Here is a 15782-nt window from a genome sequence, read left to right on the forward strand (position 1 = left end):
CCGCTCATCAGCCTGTCCACTGCCCACACCACGAGCAATAGGGGCAGTGTGCCGAAAACAAGATGCAGTATGACCACCGCATTGGAGAGCAGGCTGCGACTCTCCCGTTCCTCATCGAGAGGCTTGATTTTTTGTTTATCCATATATCTGTATCGTTTTGATTTTCTAAGATGCAAAAGTACGGAGACGCACAGGGGTAAAATAACCCGAATGAGCATTACACTGCCCAAAAACGATAACTTGACACATATAAAACTCAATAGGGGTATAAGTGTGGATAGTAGGGTTATTTATCTGTTTTATAGGTGGGTAATTTTGTACGAGTTTTTATAAACAGATAAGATATGTCAATCAACTCAATAGTTCATTTATACAAAAGAATGCTCATCATCAGCATCCTATTGCTGTGGGCTTATCCGATGTTTGCACAACAGCATTCCATCGAAATAAAAGTTATTGATGCAGAGAATGGTAACAGTATAGAATTTGCCACGGTGCAATGGAAAGGTCTGAACGACCCTTCGTACAAGAACGGTACAACCACCAACATAAAAGGAGTGGCGAAACTAAATACGCCTGCCCATCAAAAACTGGTATTAAGGGTAAGTTATGTAGGTTATCAGACAATTACCGAAACGATTACGGCAAATGAGAAGCGTCATACCCTGAAATTACGTCCGGAATCGACAGAATTGGCAAATGTGGTAGTCTTCGGAAAAACAAAAGCACAGGTTATCAGAGAGTCGCCCGAAGCGGTTTCAGTGATAAATGCAAAGGAATTGCAAGGTCGTTCCGTTTCTTTAGAAACCATCTTGAACAAGACCATTGGTTTGAAGGTCGGGCAGACAGGTGGATTGGGAAGCAGTTCGAGGATTATTGTTCACGGTTTGGAGGGAAATCGTATTCAGATTCTTTGGGATGGTATTCCGATGAATACTTCGGACGGAGCCTTTTCGCTTGATGAAATTCCGATAGACATTATCGAACGGATAGAGGTCTATAAAAGCATTATCCCTGCACGTTTCGGTTGCGATGGCTTGGGTGGTGCCGTCAATATCGTCACGAAGGAGTTCAGTACGGACTATTTGGATGCTTCGTATGAACTTGGTTCTTACCAGACACACAAGGGAAGCGTCTTCTCTCGCAAGAACTTTCCGAAGAGCGGTATTCTGCTCGGTGCGGGAGGGTATTATACGTCTGCAAAGAATGATTACTCATTTAGAGTTCCCGAAAGAGAAAACCTGTTAGTGAAGCGTGACCACGACCGTTTTCGTTCGTATATGCTGAAAGGGAAAGTCGCTTTCACGAAACTTTGGTTCGATGAGATTAGTACCGAGTTCGGGTATTACAACCGTTTCAATGAGATACAAGGAGTATTGAAGAATATCCAGCACGCTGAAAACAAATCCGGGATGTTTATGCTCGAAAACAAACTGATAAAAAGCGGAATACTGAACAATCGACTTAACTTCGAGTCGCATTTCTCCCTCTCGCATACGACGAACAATTTTGTGGATACGGCACGAGTTAATCACGATTTTGAGGGAAATATATATCCGAGCCCGAACGGACAGGGAGAAACGGGGGACGTTCCTCACAACTCAAACGACAAAGGTTTGGAAATCAACGAACGTATCAACCTTGATTACAGATTGTCTGTCAATCACAGTTTGAACCTGAACACGCTTATTAACTATGCCCGCAGACAGCCGAATGATGACATTGCAAGTCAGCACGCAGGGTTTATTATCGGAGGATTTCCCAGCAAAAAGACCAGCGTCGTCTCGGGCTTGACTTGGGAAGCGAAACTCTTCGGCAGGAAACTGACGAATATGTTATCTGTAAAATATTTCCATCTCCATTCCGAGATAGAGGATTTGACGTCATACGAGATGATCGAGGCTCCGAAGAAAAAGAGCAATACGACATCGCAAATCGGCTGGATAGAGGCAATGAAATACGAACCGTTCAGAGGCTTTCATCTGAAGACATCTTATCAACGGGCAATACGACTCCCCAATTCGCAAGAGTTGTTCGGTGACGGTATCATTACCTTTCCTGCTGCCGGGCTACGACCAGAGAAAAGCCACAACTTCAATCTGGGTTTCTTGATAGATAAAAACGATGTATTCGGACTGTCGCGATTGCAATTTGAGGTGAATGGCTTTTATATGCAGGTGAGCGATATGATAAAACTGATGAAACAGCATATGGCAGCCGGATATGTGAATGCAGAAAAGGTGCATATCAAAGGTATAGAGACCGAGTTGAAATTGGATATATCGCCGACAGTCTATGCCTACGGGAACCTGACTTATCAGGACGTACGCGATGTTTTGGACTATTTGCCGGGCACCCAAGCCCCTAATCCGACAAAAGGATTGCGACTGCCGAATATTCCCTATCTGTTTGCCAACTTCGGAGCGGAATATCACAGCGACCGATTGTTCAAGAATTGGTATGTCAAGGCATTTTGGGACGGGAAGTTCACGGAAGAGTTCTTCTACTTTTGGGAACTTACCGAATTGCAGAAACGACGTATTCCTCGCAGTTTCGTCAATGATATTGGTCTGCTATTGACCTACAAGAACAAATATTCCATCGCTTTGGAATGCCACAATCTGATGAATAAAGAAGTGTGGGACCAGTTCCGCCAACCGTTGGCAGGACGGACATTCCACCTCAAATTCAGATACGTCTTCTCGAAAGGTATTTTATAACTCTAAACATAAATGATAATGAGAACAACAACATTGAAGAACATAGCCCTTTCTGCTATGCTGGTCGGCTCCATAGGGCTGACGTCCTGCGACAAGAACGATGACCCGAAACCAACGCCCAATGAGGTGCAACAGCATTTTGCCTTTGTGCATTATGTGGACAAAAGTGCTTACGTCGGCACGTTCGGTGATTTGACACCTCAAGCAACCGACAACAAGAAAGCCTTTGAATTTGGCTTTGGGTGTTATCTCTTCGCAAAAGGAAACACGGTACTTGTGCCCGAAGGGAAATTCGGAGATAAGGTACACAAGTTTACAAGAGGGGCGCACGGCGAACTTCTAAAAGCAGGTACGATGACCTTTGAACAGATGGCGCAACCCGGAGAAATCAATTTCATCGACGAACAGCGGGCATACGTTGCTTTGCACGGAAGGGGAAAGATTGCGCTAATCAATACCGCTACGTTGCAAAAAGAGGATGAAATCGACCTCTCGCCTTATGCTGTTCAGGACAATAATCCCGACCCTGGCTGCAACGTCATTCGAGACGGAAAGATGTATGTAGCTCTTAACCAGCTCAATTCGCCCCACACCTCCGTTCCGGGGACGGGTGCAGAGGTGGCTGTTATTGACCTTAAAACGAAAAAGACCGAAGTCATCAAGGATAGTCGCACAAGTGTTGTCGGATTGTTTCGCCATTCCGATGCCTTTATGGACGAGCGAGGCGACATCTACTTTTACAGTGCGGGCAACAACTTCAACGTTGCCAATAAGGAAGGTTTCCTGCGTATCCGCAAAGGAAGCGACCAATGGGACGCCGACTACCTGTTCAACTTGTCGAAGACAACCATAAAAGGGATTGGCAAAACGGGGCAGTATATGATTAAGTCTTACTATGCGGGCAATGGCATTGTATATAGTTGCTTGAAAGTAACGGATACGGAATTCGGAATACTCAAGAAAGACTTCCAACCCGTGAAAATCGACATTTGGAACAAAACCATCGAAAAACTCGATTTGCCGATGACCGACAGCAATGGCTCTTTTGCCATAACCCGCTACAAAGATTTCATCGTCTTTGGTATGACGTGCAATAACGGAACGGGCTACTATACCTACAATACCAAGACGGGTGAATGCTCTCAAACACCTGTCGTTACTGCCGTGGGAGTACCTTCAAGTTTGGTCGCATTTGAGTAAATCCCTATCGCAAGAGTATTCCCTCAAAAAGGAATACTCTTGTTTTTTATAGAGCACGTGATTCAACAAGGATAAAAATATAAGAAAATCCTCTTTTTTATCCTTGTTTATTTGTAAATTTGCAGAAAGGTATAATGATATGACCATAGAATTTTGTGCAATCAATAAGCCAGAAGATTGGATGGAGATGGTTGCCGAGCAATTCGGCACATCGGTAACGAACGATGGTTTTACCGTTCCGCCCTCAGTGGGCAGCGGCTTTTTCAAGCAATACTACCCGTTGTCATGGCTCACATTGACCTACATCAGTTTCGTATCGTACGAACCGATGACAATGGTGCGTCGCTCGGTGGAAAACTCGAAATGGATTCCCGTGATGTTCTATATCAACGAGCATAAGCACGAGCAGATTATCGGCACAAGCACGAAAACGGTCGGGATGGACACGCTCGACGGTATCTTTATGCCCTCAAGCAATATCCCTACGGAGTGGACTTTCGCTCCCAAACGGCAGTATGAAAACATCACATTGACCTTCAACAAGGATTGGATAGAGCAAATGGATACGGCTCACGAAACCTACATCGGTCGGTTGCTTCAGTCAGACAAGTCTTTTTATCTCTTCGAGACCATCACACCTGCGATGCAACAAGTATTGGATGGCATTAAGGCCACAGCCAAAAGCGATGTGCTTTTCTATCCCCTCCATTTGCATGGAAAGGCAATAGAACTGCTGACAATATTCCTTGAAAAACTCGAAAAGCGTTCGGAAGTAAAATCCCTTTCCAACTTGAATTTGAACGATGTGGAGGCTGTCTTCCGTGTCCGTCGTCAGATTTTACAAAGTTTGAACAACGTACCGAGCATTCCCGAACTGGCACGTGAAGCAGCAATGAGCAGTTCCAAACTACAAAAATGCTTCAAACAGGTTATTGGCAAGGCGATTGCCGAGTATGCCCTATCCGAAAAGATGGAATGGGCAAAACGTTTGCTTTCCACTCGTCTTTACTCTGTATCCGAAGTAGGCTATAAAATCGGATATGCCAATCTCAGCCACTTCACGGAGGCTTTCCGAAAATATCACAGAATAAAACCCAAACAATATCTCGACTCCTTGTAAGATTGACATAGCATGGATAAAACTTGCTGTCTGAGGGTTATTTTACTCCAAATAATCTTCCAAACTTCGCCTATAAAACATTAGGCAATATGAAAAGACTTATTAAAAAAGAATCCTTTAAACTGTTATTCTCCAGTAAAAGTAAGGAAGCAACCGATGATCTTATCAGAGAAATCATCAAGTTGGGGGATAGTGAAGAAAATCTTGTTTTGTTGTTTCGCACATTAAACTTTACTCGATTCCAATTGCGGATGATAGTAGAAAACTCAGACATAACCTCTGAAGAGGGGAAAAAATGTGTCAAAGTTGCTCTTTATCATTGGCACAGAGTTGAAATTGCTAAAGATGCGCATGCAAGGAATGTTGCCCGCGTCACAAAGCAAACCTGCCAAGAAGTTCTGTTGGACAGGAAAGATCGTGGACTTGGTAGAACTACTCTATGCTCTTGACACTTGCGATTGTATTAACAATGGAGAAATCGGTGTAGAGGAACTGGCTGATGCCCTTTCCGAAATCTTCGGAGTAGAAATCAAGAACTGCTACAACGTCTATATGAACATGAAAAATCGCAAGGACGACAGTCGCACATATTTCCTTGACGAACTCCGAGAGAAACTGAACAAACGAATGGTAGAGAGCGACCTGAAAGGTGGAAAATTCAAAAAACGGTAATTGCATGCAAATAATCAATCAGGCTTCCCCAAACGAGATGGAAGCCTGATTTTTTCATCCAAAAAGAACAGTACGATGTAAAATGGTTACTGCCGATGTTGCCATTTCTCTTGAAATTCACGAGTCAGTTGCACGATTTCACCTCCGATTATTGCTAATTCAAGTGTCAGTTTCTCCAACTGGGTGAGCATCACAAAGGCTTTCTTCTCCGTGAAATTGCTTTTCAGAGCGACCACAGTCTGGTTGTAATTCACCCCGACGCTGCGAAATTGCCCGTACAGAGTCGTCAATTTTTGATAGTAATCAAACAGTGACCGATCCACTTTTATCACTCGAAAGGTCTCATTAAAGACTCTTGCCTTGATAAATAGTGACAGACTTCGTACACCATTTTCCTCTTTCATCGTGAGGAAATGAGCGTATTCCGTCGGTGTGAAATTGACCGAAACACGCTTTTCTGTCTTCTCTTTGGAGCGTGCGCTCCGAATTTTCTTCATTTTCATTTCTTACTTCGGATTTTAGTGTTTCACGGCATAACCGGCATTCGAAACATGATATTGTCTCTTTCAAGAAAAACGACTTCGGAGTTTTTCAGCTCTCTCGGGGAGCAAGGGTTTTATGCTGCAAAAACGGAGTCGTGCTGCATAAAACATACCTTGCTATTTGCCCGATGCAAATAAATCCGTCCCGAAGAGCGGAGCATTTCTTTCTCGAAAAGAGAGGATTTATGCCTCGAATGCATCTGCTCACCGCTTGGGTGCAAAGTTACTAAGCGTTGTGTCTAAACCACTTGCCTCTCACAGAGCCACAGATACGCAAATCAACGCCACAAGTACGCACTAAAGAAAATCACGCAGATTACAGCATCACCGAACCATATATTTGCATTGTCAAATATGTCGGTGGTAGTATGCGTTTTCGATAACATCACGTTTCGATGAGCGATATAGGCAAGGGTGTATATCAAAGAGCATATCCTTAATTCTCTCACTCGAACGTGGGAATGTGCGAAAGCAGATACAATCGAACGATTGTATTGATGGACACTAATGAACATCTCCACTGAAAGGGTATGAACGAAAGGATGTAGCCCTACTGGTACAAGCCGATTGTTGGACATATCTTCGATAGTGGATGTATTCGTCTTCGTCGGTAAATATACCGGCAACGAAATGAACAGAGAATTGTATAACGAACTATATTAATAAGCAAATAAAATGAGAGCAAAAATTCCACCATAGGTTATTTTGTTTGATGGGTAGAAACGAATCCATCCACATAAGGTGCATCTGACTTGATTACGGCAAATGCCTGTCTGACGAGCTTGTTCGCGACAGCAATAAGAGCTACCTTGGAAGGCTTCCCATTGGCTTTCAATCGCGCATAACACTCTTTGCAAGTAGTGTTTCCACGTAATGCCGACCACGAAGCGACATAAAGTAGTGAACGCAGACTCGCATCCCCGTTGCGGTTAATCCCACCTTTGATGTGTACGGATGTTCCTGACTGCTGGTAAGTCTGGCATATCCCGATAAAACGGGAAACCTGCTTTGCATTGTTGAAATAGGAGAATCCTCCGGTAGCGACAATCAAGGCTGTAGCCAAAGTGATGCCAATCCCTTTGATGGATGTGAGTAGTTTAACCTGCCTGTCAAACTCAGATGAAGCCAAGTCTGCAAGTTCAGATTCCAAAGACTCAATTTGGCTTGCCAAAAAAGAAATAGTCTTATCCAAGGCTTTCATCCCGTTCTTGTCTTGGAACGGAAGCACTACGAGAGAGCTTTTCAGGTTCTTGCTGGCCGTAAGCTGTTTCTTCAACTGCCTGATAATCGTTTTCTTCTGCTTCAGCAGCATGACGGTTTCAGAGGGCATCTTGTAAACGGGAGGATTCATTTTCTCCCCGTACATGGCAATCATACAGGCATCTTTGGGGTCGGTCTTGGTGACGGTCATCATCATGCGTGAAAAGTGCTTGATTTGTTTGGGATTTACCATACTGGCAGCTATTCCTTGCCTGTCAAGCAGATAAAGAAGCAGAAAGCCGTAATTGCCGGTGGCTTCCATCACACAATGATGTTCTGTTATGGAAAGTGAGCCGATGAACTTCCTGATACCTTTTACGCTATTAGGGTAAGTTTGGGTCTGATAACCCGATACTTTCGGAAAAGCAGCTACAAAGCTGTCCTTGCTGATGTCAATTCCAATGTAAGTCATAACGTTTTTAATTGGGCTGAATACATCCTGTAACCTATCGTCGCTAACACGGGATCATAAGTCCCAACGAACTATCCAGATTTCAGATGTAAAGGCATGGGGACTGAACGTTAAACCCGGCTTCAAGAACCACCAATAAATCGGTCTTTGTCCATGCCTATATCAAAGTTATAAATTATCGAATTATTAACCAACGTACAAATGTACGACAATAGAAATTAAGAAAGTATGACAGAGAATCAAAACAGCAAGGTAGATCCCATTGCCATCCGAGAACTTATTTCACAGGGTATTCCCATGAAAAGAAAAGAGAGTGAGATGAAACGAGCTCAATCAGAAGAGCGGTGTGTTGAATCAGAACGTCCAAATGACGAGCCAATGTCAAAGGATTTTTCAAGAGTCCCAAGAAGAGAAAGGCGAAAGGCTGACAAAGGCGATTATGAGTCACTTTTCATCTGTCGCAACACTTTGAAAAATCGCAAGACCATCTATATTGCCAAAGAGTTGCAAGACACGTTGGCGGAGATAGTCATGTCGATGAGAAACAGAGATATGACCATCGGCATCTATGTGGAGAACATCATCCTCCACCACCTTGAGACCTACAAAGATGAAATCAACAGATTGGCTGAGATGAAATTTAGGAAGCTATTGTAAGTCGCCTTTCGCCAACATCCTGCTACTCTTCAATAATGACCAATCGGATGTTTTGATTTTATGCGGATTCCAGAGAAGAGGGAGTTGAGTTTTCATTTTTCTTTTTCTCTGTCCTCGCGTTATCGACATTTTTATGCGTCTTTCCATCGGGTTGGTCGTTTTCGTTTCGAGACAACAAAGAGGTAGGGAGCAAAGACAACAAGGTTTAGGGCAAGAATACTACCTGTAATGAAATGGAAGTGTGGAGATTGTTGCTCTAACGGCTTGCCATTTGACCTTGTTGCCCGCAGTACGCCGGAACTACCTTTGCCGAAGAAAATGAGAATGATCAATCTCTGATGTATAGTACAGAAAAGGCTCAAATATCTACTGATAATTTTGTGAGGATAGAGAAAATCAGTAAATTTGCAAGAAAAAGACTATTTCATAAAAGAAAAGTCGAAGTTGAAATATTTGAACATATGCTATTTCCGAGTAAAATAAAAAAGTTACGAGAAGAGAAAAAACTTTTGCAAAGACAATTGGCTACAGTATTAGACATAGATACGCCTTCATATAGCAAAATTGAAAGGGGAGATAAAAAAGCAAAACGAGAACATTTGCCGATTCTTGCAACTTACTTCAACATTGAGGAGCAAGAACTTCTTGTACTATGGCTTGCGGATGCAGTATATGCCATTATTGATAAAGAAGAATGTTCTGAGGAGGTCATAGAGGTCGTGAAAAATCAAATCAAGAGCCATAGAAAGAATGGAAAAATCTAATGTGAAGAAATTATCGGCACAGCCAATAATTGAGGCCATAGACTTATTTTGTGGCATCGGAGGATTGAGTTTCGGTCTTAAAAATGGCGGAATACATGTTCTGGGTGGATATGATTTGGATGCTAGTTGTCAATATGCTTTTGAAGCTAATAATGGAGCTGTTTTTCACCACAAGGATATTAAAGAGGTTATGCCAGAAGAGATATTAAATACATATTCTTCTGATTCTATAAAACTTTTAGCCGGCTGTGCTCCTTGTCAACCTTTTTCTTCATACGCTTTTAAGAACAAGAATAAAGATTCCGGTAAATATGACTTGCTCTATGAGTTTGGTCGTTTAGTAAAAGGTGTTCAACCTGATATTGTTACGATGGAAAATGTCGCTCAGATATTGACATTTAAAGAAAAACCCGTATTAAGTGATTTTGTATCCTTACTACAAGATGAAGGATATTATGTTAGTGTAGACAAGGTGTTCTGTCCCGATTATGGAATACCTCAAAGCAGAAAAAGGTTGGTTTTGTTAGCATCGAGATTTGGAGAAATCAACTTAATCTCGCCGACACATAAACCTAGCGACTACTTAACAGTGAAGGACGCTATCGGTGGACTTCCAGAACTTAATGCGGGTGAGATTAATAAACAAGATCCTCTACATAGAGCAAAGGCATTATCGCCATTAAATATGGAGCGGATTCAGAGTACCCCGTATGGGGGAAGTTGGAGAGATTGGCCGGAGGACTTACTTCTGCAATGCCATAAATCAGAAAACGGTAAAAGCTTTGGAAGCGTATATGGAAGAATGGTTTGGGAAAAACCTGCACCAACGATGACAACCCAATGTACGGGACTAGGAAATGGTCGTTTCGGACATCCCATTCAAAATAGGGCGATTTCTATCAGAGAAGCAGCTTTGATTCAAACTTTCCCAAAGACGTATAAATTCTTCCTCAATGAAAAAGAAATAGCTACAACAAAAGCATCTAGATATATTGGAAATGCAGTTCCTCCTAAATTGGGAGAAATAATAGCTAAAAGTATAATATGTCATTTATCTTTAATAGGAAAATAACGACAAAAAAGACTATATCTGATCAACAATGAAAGAATATGAACTGAATGTAGATCCAAGAATTTTGGAATTATTGGGTCCTAATCTATATACGAATATCTATTATGTGTTGGCTGAGTTAATTGCAAATGCTTATGATGCTGATGCTCATAATGTATATGTTATTTCTAATAGAGATGACATTCGTATAGAGGATGATGGGCATGGTATGTCATATGAACACGGAGAAGTTAAAAAATTTTTGAATGTCGCCGGTATATCACGAGCCAAAGAAGATGAATCCAAAACTCGATCAGGCAATAGGCGAAAAATGGGACGAAAGGGGGTAGGTAAATTAGCGGCATTGTCTGTTTCTGAATATGTTGATATAATGACTATCAGTAATGGGGAAAAATCAGGATTTATTCTATCACGTAGACCTATTGATGGAAACAAACTACAAGCTATATCGGAAGAAGACATAGTATTCGATTATGTTGAAAACAATGGAACAGCAATAGTTATGCGTAACCCGCAATATAGATTGAATAAATCTATGGAATCAATAAAACGCAATCTCTTGAAAATCTTCCCTTTAGTAAATGAGGAATTTAAGATTCATATAATCAGAGGAGGGGAAAGAACAACAATAGATACATTTGATAAGAATATTGCTAAAGAACTTTGTGCATTCATTTCTTTAGGAGATGAGTTTGTCTGGCTTTCTAATCATATACCGAATACATTTCCAAATAAACGAACAGAATTAGTTGAAAGAAAGGATGCTTATACTGAACCTTTGGTATTGAAAGACAATACTGGAATAGAACACGAATATGAACTGAAGATTACAGGATGGATAGGAGCATATGCTTCTACTAGAGGACGCAAAGCCACCTTTACAGATTTTCCCGATAATTTCATTTCGTTATACGCTAATAAGAAATTAGGAGAATTCAATATTTTGCCTCTCGTGGGGCAAAACAAATTGAATGAAGTTTTTGTTGTTGGGCAATTACATGTAGATTTATTCGAATTATCCGAACTTCCAGATATGGCGTTGAGTAATAGGCAGGGTTATAAATCTGATGATTCACGTTATGAAGCTGTAATAAAATACGTCAGAAATGACCTTCTTCCAGATATTCTCCGTAAAAGAGTTATCTTTTCCAACGAACAAAGCAAAGCAAAAAAGCAACGTAAATTAGACACACAAAAAGGGAATGAGGATAAATTTCGGAAAGCTGTAGATTTATTTAGGACAACAGTCAGTGAAAAAGCTGCTGAGGAAATTGGACAATTGGCACCCAATTCTCCCAAAGAGACTATTGAACAAGTTATTTTTAAAACAATCAATAATAATGCAAAGACTTTGGGATTAAAGCCTATTGTAGATTCTCAAAAAAAGAAAATATTAATTAGTCACGCCTCAAGAGACAAATTGCTAGCAGATCTTATATATTCATTTTTGATATTTAACAATATTCCTCCTGAAGACATACTGTATACGAGCTGTGATGATGAGGTAAGCCGCATTCCAGAAAGTGCAACATCTATCTACGATTATTTGAGGGATTTTTTTGTTGAAAGCTATTCAAATCAAAAGATATTTGTCATATTCGTTACGAGTATCAATACTCAAAATGCATGGGGTGCAATGACAGAAGTGGGAGCATCGTGGATAACGCAAGTTGATAATAGAATATTCAATATTCCTCCATTTAAACCACAACATCCATTAAATGATGAAGCGTTATGGCATAGTACAGAGAGAAGTGATGACAATGAATTGTCTATGAGTCCTTTGAACTCCGATATTTTTTGCCAAAAGATAGAGGCAATCTGCGATAAACTCGGATATAAAAAGAAATCTCGAATAGAGAATATTACACGGTTAAAAGATTATATTATCATTAAAGGATAATGGGCGATATTGTCAGTAAGGAAAAGCGTTCGGAAATAATGTCTCATATTACCGGAAAGGAGACAAAACCTGAAATAATAGTCCGAAAGTATCTGTTCGCTCAGGGCTTACGATATAGGAAAAATGTAAAACAATTGCCTGGCACTCCAGACATTGTTATTCATAAGTATAAAGCTACAATATTTGTTAATGGTTGTTTTTGGCATGGACATGAGAATTGTAAGTTTTCTCGACTCCCGTCAACCAATGTGGCTTATTGGGAGAACAAAATTTATGCGAATATTGAACGAGACAAAAGAAAAATATCAGAATTAGAGAATTTAGGATATAAAGTATTGATAATATGGCAATGTCAGTTAAAAGCATCAGTTAGAACATATTTTCTCAATAGATTGGTAAAAGAAATTAAATCAGGGCTATCAAAGTAGTTTCAGGAGAAAAAGTGGAGAGAAATCTACCTTTCTGTGCAGAAAATGCGACCTTTGCTACCTCAAAAAGTGACCCTTCGAAAAGGTTAAAGAAAGGAAAATATAGAACTTCACTGGTTTCTTTATCATCACCCGCTATTTATTGTAAACCACTGAAATGCAACTGTTTGCAAATTTGATTATGTCTAGTAATATAAAAAAATACTGTTACCCCCTCCCCAAAATATATATAGCAATTAACGTTTTTATTATTGAAAACAACCATAACAGTAGGGGCAATTCCTTGATGTCCGAACCATACAATTAAAAGACTTATTCCGAAATAAATGTGCAGTTCGGGAGGAAACACTACACATTCCATTAGTAGAAGAAAGACTAGGCAAAAACTAGAAAAAATATAAAAAACGTTCCACCAACAATGAACCTTAGAGAAAAGGGAATGATATTATCGCTTGCATGCTCGGAACTTACAACGTTTTGGAGATAAAATCCGTTGTAACTGAGAAATTAAGAAGATAAAACTACATACCAATGCTATCATCGGAATAAAATTATAGGAAAGAGTGATCTCGATACAAGAATATATTGGCATACTTAGAGCCGGATACAAATAGACAGATCGACTCAAAAATTTTCTTCATAAATCAGACTACCATCACTATACGAAAAAGGAAGGGAGAACTCCAAATGAATTGTTTTCTGAAAATAAAACGGAGAATAATTGCTCCTTCCCGTGGATCCTATTACCTTTGTGCATATATAAGAATATCACCCACGAAAAAGAAGCAAAGCATTGCAGAAAATCGGTGGAGCAATAGCGGGAGATTAGGTCTTTTGTAGAATATAAACTCAAAGAAATACAGCCACTTATCAATTTTATTCGATTCCTGGTGGCACCACTTTGAAGAAAAGCAAAACCACGTAAACTCCTGATTTTCAAACGAAATTAGGAGTTTTTCTTTTTTCGACTATATGATAAGTGGAAAATCCAGTGTAAGATGCCCCCCTAAAACCAAAATGATTCTACCCCCTGAAAATATTCAATAATGCCCCCGTCTTGACCGTATGCCGCCATCTTCCGGACACTTTCCCCGGTTAACTCAGTTCGGTGAGCCGTATGTATAATACGATCCATGATGGCATCTGCCACGGTAGGATCCCCGATTGTATCATACCAATACAACAAGAAAGCAACCATCCTGACAAGCCAACTGCCGGTTGTAGACTGGCACCATGTCTTCTAAAGTGAGCTGATTGCAGAAGCCTGTCTGGACAGAATCGTACACAAGGCAATGAAATTTTGCCTCACAGGAGAGAGCCTAAGAAAAAATATTAACTTTGCTAACGATACAGAAGATTACCAACGGAGTGAACGGGTATCACCGGAAATGCTGAACGGGTATCAACCGAAATATGCATTAGAATTATTGATGTAGACAAGTAACCTTATTTCGACATACCAAAACAGGGTTATAATAGATATTATTAGACTTTCCTGGACATGAAAATCTTGTAGAAATCTTCACGATAGGTAGCACCAATACCTATTCCTCGTTCTCCAATAAAGACATCGTTATTATCAAAGGAATCTATTCTTTTCAAGTTTACAATATAGGATTTATTGATTCGGAAGAACTTTTTTTCGGGTAACAATTCAAGAATAGTTCGCAGATACATTTTTGTTATAATTCGCTTGTTTCCGGTTTGGATAATTACATAATCTTTTAGTCCTTCGATAAACAAGATATCATCATAATAAACCTTGAAATAGCGGCGTTCAGATTTCACAAAAATGAAATCATTATCCGCGTCTATCTCCTCTTTAGCTTCATTTACTAATAGGGAATGATAAGAGATTGCTTTATCAACCGCTTTTCTAAACCTTTCCCATTCAATGGGCTTGACCAAATAATCTATGGCATCAACATCATAGCTATCTAAAGCATATTCGGAATAAGCAGTTGTGAAGATAACAAGCGTTTTTTTCGGGATGCTTCGGGCAAACTCTATTCCGTTTATTCCAGACATTTCGATATCCAGAAAAATCAAATCAACAGGATGAACGTTGATATACTCCGAAGCTGTTTCTGCAGATTCAAAACTTCCTTCTAATTGCAATTGGGGTATTTTTCCTATTAATGCTTCTACTCCTTCCCGAGCAATAGGTTCGTCATCTACAATAATGCACTTCATATTTTCAGGTATAAATTAACGATATATTTTTTATCCGATTCGTCTATGTGCAATGTATGGTTATTGCCATATAACAACTCTAATCTCCTATTGATATTTTTTAGTCCTAATCCACCAGATTTATATTTTGATGGAGTGACAGGTTTTGTATTTTCACAATAAAAATGCAAATATCCCTTTTCTTCTCGGAAAAAGATACGAATGTATGCTTCTTCTTTCACAGAAACACTATGCTTTACAGCATTTTCTACAAAGGGAATAAAGAGAAGAGGTGGTATTTCCATATGAGATATCGTTTCTTCTGTTTCCAGTTCATACGAAAAGCGGTCTCGGCGAGTTTTTTCTAATTCCAGATAATCCGTTATAAATGTTACATCATCTTTCAGTAGCACTGTGCGTTGAGAAGTACCAGTCAATTGATACCTCAACAATTCAGATAACTTTGTTATTATATGATAAGCTAATTTCTGGTCCTTTTCGACCTTGATATTTGCGTTGTTTATCGTATTGAATAAGAAATGAGGATTAATCTGATTTTTTAATTGTTGCAGTTCCGCTTCTATAGTTGTAGTTTCCAGTTCATTGATATTTTTATTACGTTCTATCCAGTTACGAAAGAGAGGAAATGTAGAGGAAGCTATAATAATCAATCCAATAGATATAAGCGTACTGATTATGTTAATTCCTACTTCAGAACCAGTTCTGTTGTCATCCACAGAATAGGAGAATATATTTTGTATAAAGACAAACGTAAAAAGCAAGAAAACCATTGTTATGATAATGAGAATGGCATACGTGAGCAATTTGTTTTCCAGAAGGAATTTGGGAACAAGCAGGTA

The 15782-nt window shown here is 39.9% G+C and carries 14 protein-coding genes and 2 pseudogenes; 10 read left to right on the forward strand and 6 right to left on the reverse strand.

The window, feature by feature from the left end:
- Positions 1 to 218 (reverse strand): annotated as a pseudogene (locus tag GGR07_RS13910) (ABC transporter ATP-binding protein); the annotation flags it as partial.
- A gap of 126 nt (positions 219 to 344) precedes the next feature.
- Here GGR07_RS13910 and GGR07_RS07480 point away from each other — a divergent pair.
- The 5 genes from GGR07_RS07480 (at position 345) to GGR07_RS07500 (ending at position 5712) form a co-directional block, all read left to right on the forward strand.
- On the forward strand, positions 345 to 2720 hold the full coding sequence (locus tag GGR07_RS07480) for a TonB-dependent receptor (RefSeq protein WP_122056735.1): 2376 nt from the start codon (positions 345 to 347) through the stop codon (positions 2718 to 2720).
- 18 nt (positions 2721 to 2738) lie between these two features.
- A complete protein-coding gene (locus GGR07_RS07485; protein WP_122056734.1) occupies positions 2739 to 3920 on the forward strand; it encodes a hypothetical protein in 1182 nt (393 codons plus the stop codon).
- 139 nt (positions 3921 to 4059) lie between these two features.
- Positions 4060 to 5040: a helix-turn-helix domain-containing protein gene (locus GGR07_RS07490; RefSeq protein WP_122056733.1), complete on the forward strand. Its 981-nt coding sequence runs from the start codon at positions 4060 to 4062 to the stop codon at positions 5038 to 5040.
- 89 nt (positions 5041 to 5129) lie between these two features.
- Entirely contained in the window at positions 5130 to 5489 is a 360-nt protein-coding gene (locus tag GGR07_RS14070) for a hypothetical protein (RefSeq protein WP_316928483.1), read from the forward strand.
- Positions 5386 to 5712 (forward strand): RteC domain-containing protein, encoded by a 327-nt coding sequence (locus tag GGR07_RS07500; RefSeq protein WP_034543154.1) that lies wholly within the window; start codon positions 5386 to 5388, stop codon positions 5710 to 5712. The genes GGR07_RS14070 and GGR07_RS07500 overlap by 104 nt, the downstream gene beginning before the upstream one ends.
- An 86-nt stretch (positions 5713 to 5798) precedes the next feature.
- On the opposite strand, the gene mobA is transcribed toward GGR07_RS07500, so the two are convergent.
- Both mobA and GGR07_RS07510 read right to left on the reverse strand, forming a co-directional pair.
- Entirely contained in the window at positions 5799 to 6215 is a 417-nt protein-coding gene (gene mobA, locus GGR07_RS07505) for a conjugal transfer protein MobA (RefSeq protein ID WP_034543155.1), read from the reverse strand.
- Positions 6216 to 6954: 739 nt separating this feature from the next.
- The gene (locus GGR07_RS07510; RefSeq protein ID WP_021645805.1) at positions 6955 to 7926 is read right to left on the reverse strand and encodes an IS110 family RNA-guided transposase; all 972 of its coding nucleotides are present in this window, start codon (positions 7924 to 7926) and stop codon (positions 6955 to 6957) included.
- A 228-nt stretch (positions 7927 to 8154) separates the two neighbouring features.
- Between GGR07_RS07510 and GGR07_RS07515 the strand changes: the two genes are divergently transcribed.
- The 5 genes from GGR07_RS07515 (at position 8155) to GGR07_RS07535 (ending at position 12750) form a co-directional block, all read left to right on the forward strand.
- Entirely contained in the window at positions 8155 to 8583 is a 429-nt protein-coding gene (locus GGR07_RS07515; protein WP_021645804.1) for a DUF3408 domain-containing protein, read from the forward strand.
- 338 nt (positions 8584 to 8921) lie between these two features.
- A complete protein-coding gene (locus tag GGR07_RS07520) occupies positions 8922 to 9347 on the forward strand; it encodes a helix-turn-helix domain-containing protein (RefSeq protein ID WP_021645802.1) in 426 nt (141 codons plus the stop codon).
- The gene (locus GGR07_RS07525; protein ID WP_021645801.1) at positions 9334 to 10419 is read left to right on the forward strand and encodes a DNA cytosine methyltransferase; all 1086 of its coding nucleotides are present in this window, start codon (positions 9334 to 9336) and stop codon (positions 10417 to 10419) included. Before GGR07_RS07520 ends, GGR07_RS07525 begins: the two co-directional genes overlap by 14 nt.
- A 28-nt stretch (positions 10420 to 10447) precedes the next feature.
- A complete protein-coding gene (locus GGR07_RS07530) occupies positions 10448 to 12322 on the forward strand; it encodes an ATP-binding protein (protein ID WP_021645800.1) in 1875 nt (624 codons plus the stop codon).
- On the forward strand, positions 12322 to 12750 hold the full coding sequence (locus GGR07_RS07535) for a very short patch repair endonuclease (RefSeq protein WP_021645799.1): 429 nt from the start codon (positions 12322 to 12324) through the stop codon (positions 12748 to 12750). Before GGR07_RS07530 ends, GGR07_RS07535 begins: the two co-directional genes overlap by 1 nt.
- A gap of 1006 nt (positions 12751 to 13756) precedes the next feature.
- On the opposite strand, the pseudogene GGR07_RS07540 reads toward GGR07_RS07535, so the two are convergent.
- From GGR07_RS07540 to GGR07_RS07550, 3 genes and pseudogenes are all read right to left on the reverse strand, one after another.
- Positions 13757 to 13927, reverse strand: a pseudogene (locus GGR07_RS07540) (ATP-binding protein); the annotation flags it as partial.
- 308 nt (positions 13928 to 14235) lie between these two features.
- Positions 14236 to 14943 carry a LytR/AlgR family response regulator transcription factor gene (locus tag GGR07_RS07545; protein WP_021645796.1) on the reverse strand — a complete coding sequence of 236 codons (708 nt, stop codon included), beginning with the start codon at positions 14941 to 14943 and terminating at the stop codon, positions 14236 to 14238.
- Complete coding sequence (locus GGR07_RS07550) at positions 14940 to 15659, reverse strand: sensor histidine kinase (RefSeq protein ID WP_221213954.1); 720 nt, start codon at positions 15657 to 15659, stop codon at positions 14940 to 14942. The genes GGR07_RS07545 and GGR07_RS07550 overlap by 4 nt, the downstream gene beginning before the upstream one ends.
- Positions 15660 to 15782: the final 123 nt, after the last annotated feature.

The organism is Bacteroides pyogenes, assembly GCF_014196225.1.
GTDB lineage: Bacteria > Bacteroidota > Bacteroidia > Bacteroidales > Bacteroidaceae > Bacteroides > Bacteroides pyogenes_A.

Excerpts from the sequence above, each read along its gene's own strand:
- GGR07_RS07485 (WP_122056734.1), top strand. The coding sequence starts at position 2,739 with ATGAGAACAACAACATTGAAGAACATAGCCCTTTCTGCTATGCTGGTC.
- GGR07_RS07545 (WP_021645796.1), bottom strand. The coding sequence starts at position 14,943 with ATGAAGTGCATTATTGTAGATGACGAACCTATTGCTCGGGAAGGAGTA.
- GGR07_RS07525 (WP_021645801.1), top strand. The coding sequence starts at position 9,334 with ATGGAAAAATCTAATGTGAAGAAATTATCGGCACAGCCAATAATTGAG.
- GGR07_RS14070 (WP_316928483.1), top strand. The coding sequence starts at position 5,130 with ATGAAAAGACTTATTAAAAAAGAATCCTTTAAACTGTTATTCTCCAGT.
- GGR07_RS07510 (WP_021645805.1), bottom strand. The coding sequence starts at position 7,926 with ATGACTTACATTGGAATTGACATCAGCAAGGACAGCTTTGTAGCTGCT.
- GGR07_RS07480 (WP_122056735.1), top strand. The coding sequence starts at position 345 with ATGTCAATCAACTCAATAGTTCATTTATACAAAAGAATGCTCATCATC.
- mobA (WP_034543155.1), bottom strand. The coding sequence starts at position 6,215 with ATGAAAATGAAGAAAATTCGGAGCGCACGCTCCAAAGAGAAGACAGAA.
- GGR07_RS07520 (WP_021645802.1), top strand. The coding sequence starts at position 8,922 with ATGTATAGTACAGAAAAGGCTCAAATATCTACTGATAATTTTGTGAGG.
- GGR07_RS07535 (WP_021645799.1), top strand. The coding sequence starts at position 12,322 with ATGGGCGATATTGTCAGTAAGGAAAAGCGTTCGGAAATAATGTCTCAT.
- GGR07_RS07490 (WP_122056733.1), top strand. The coding sequence starts at position 4,060 with ATGACCATAGAATTTTGTGCAATCAATAAGCCAGAAGATTGGATGGAG.
- GGR07_RS07515 (WP_021645804.1), top strand. The coding sequence starts at position 8,155 with ATGACAGAGAATCAAAACAGCAAGGTAGATCCCATTGCCATCCGAGAA.
- GGR07_RS07530 (WP_021645800.1), top strand. The coding sequence starts at position 10,448 with ATGAAAGAATATGAACTGAATGTAGATCCAAGAATTTTGGAATTATTG.
- GGR07_RS07500 (WP_034543154.1), top strand. The coding sequence starts at position 5,386 with ATGCGCATGCAAGGAATGTTGCCCGCGTCACAAAGCAAACCTGCCAAG.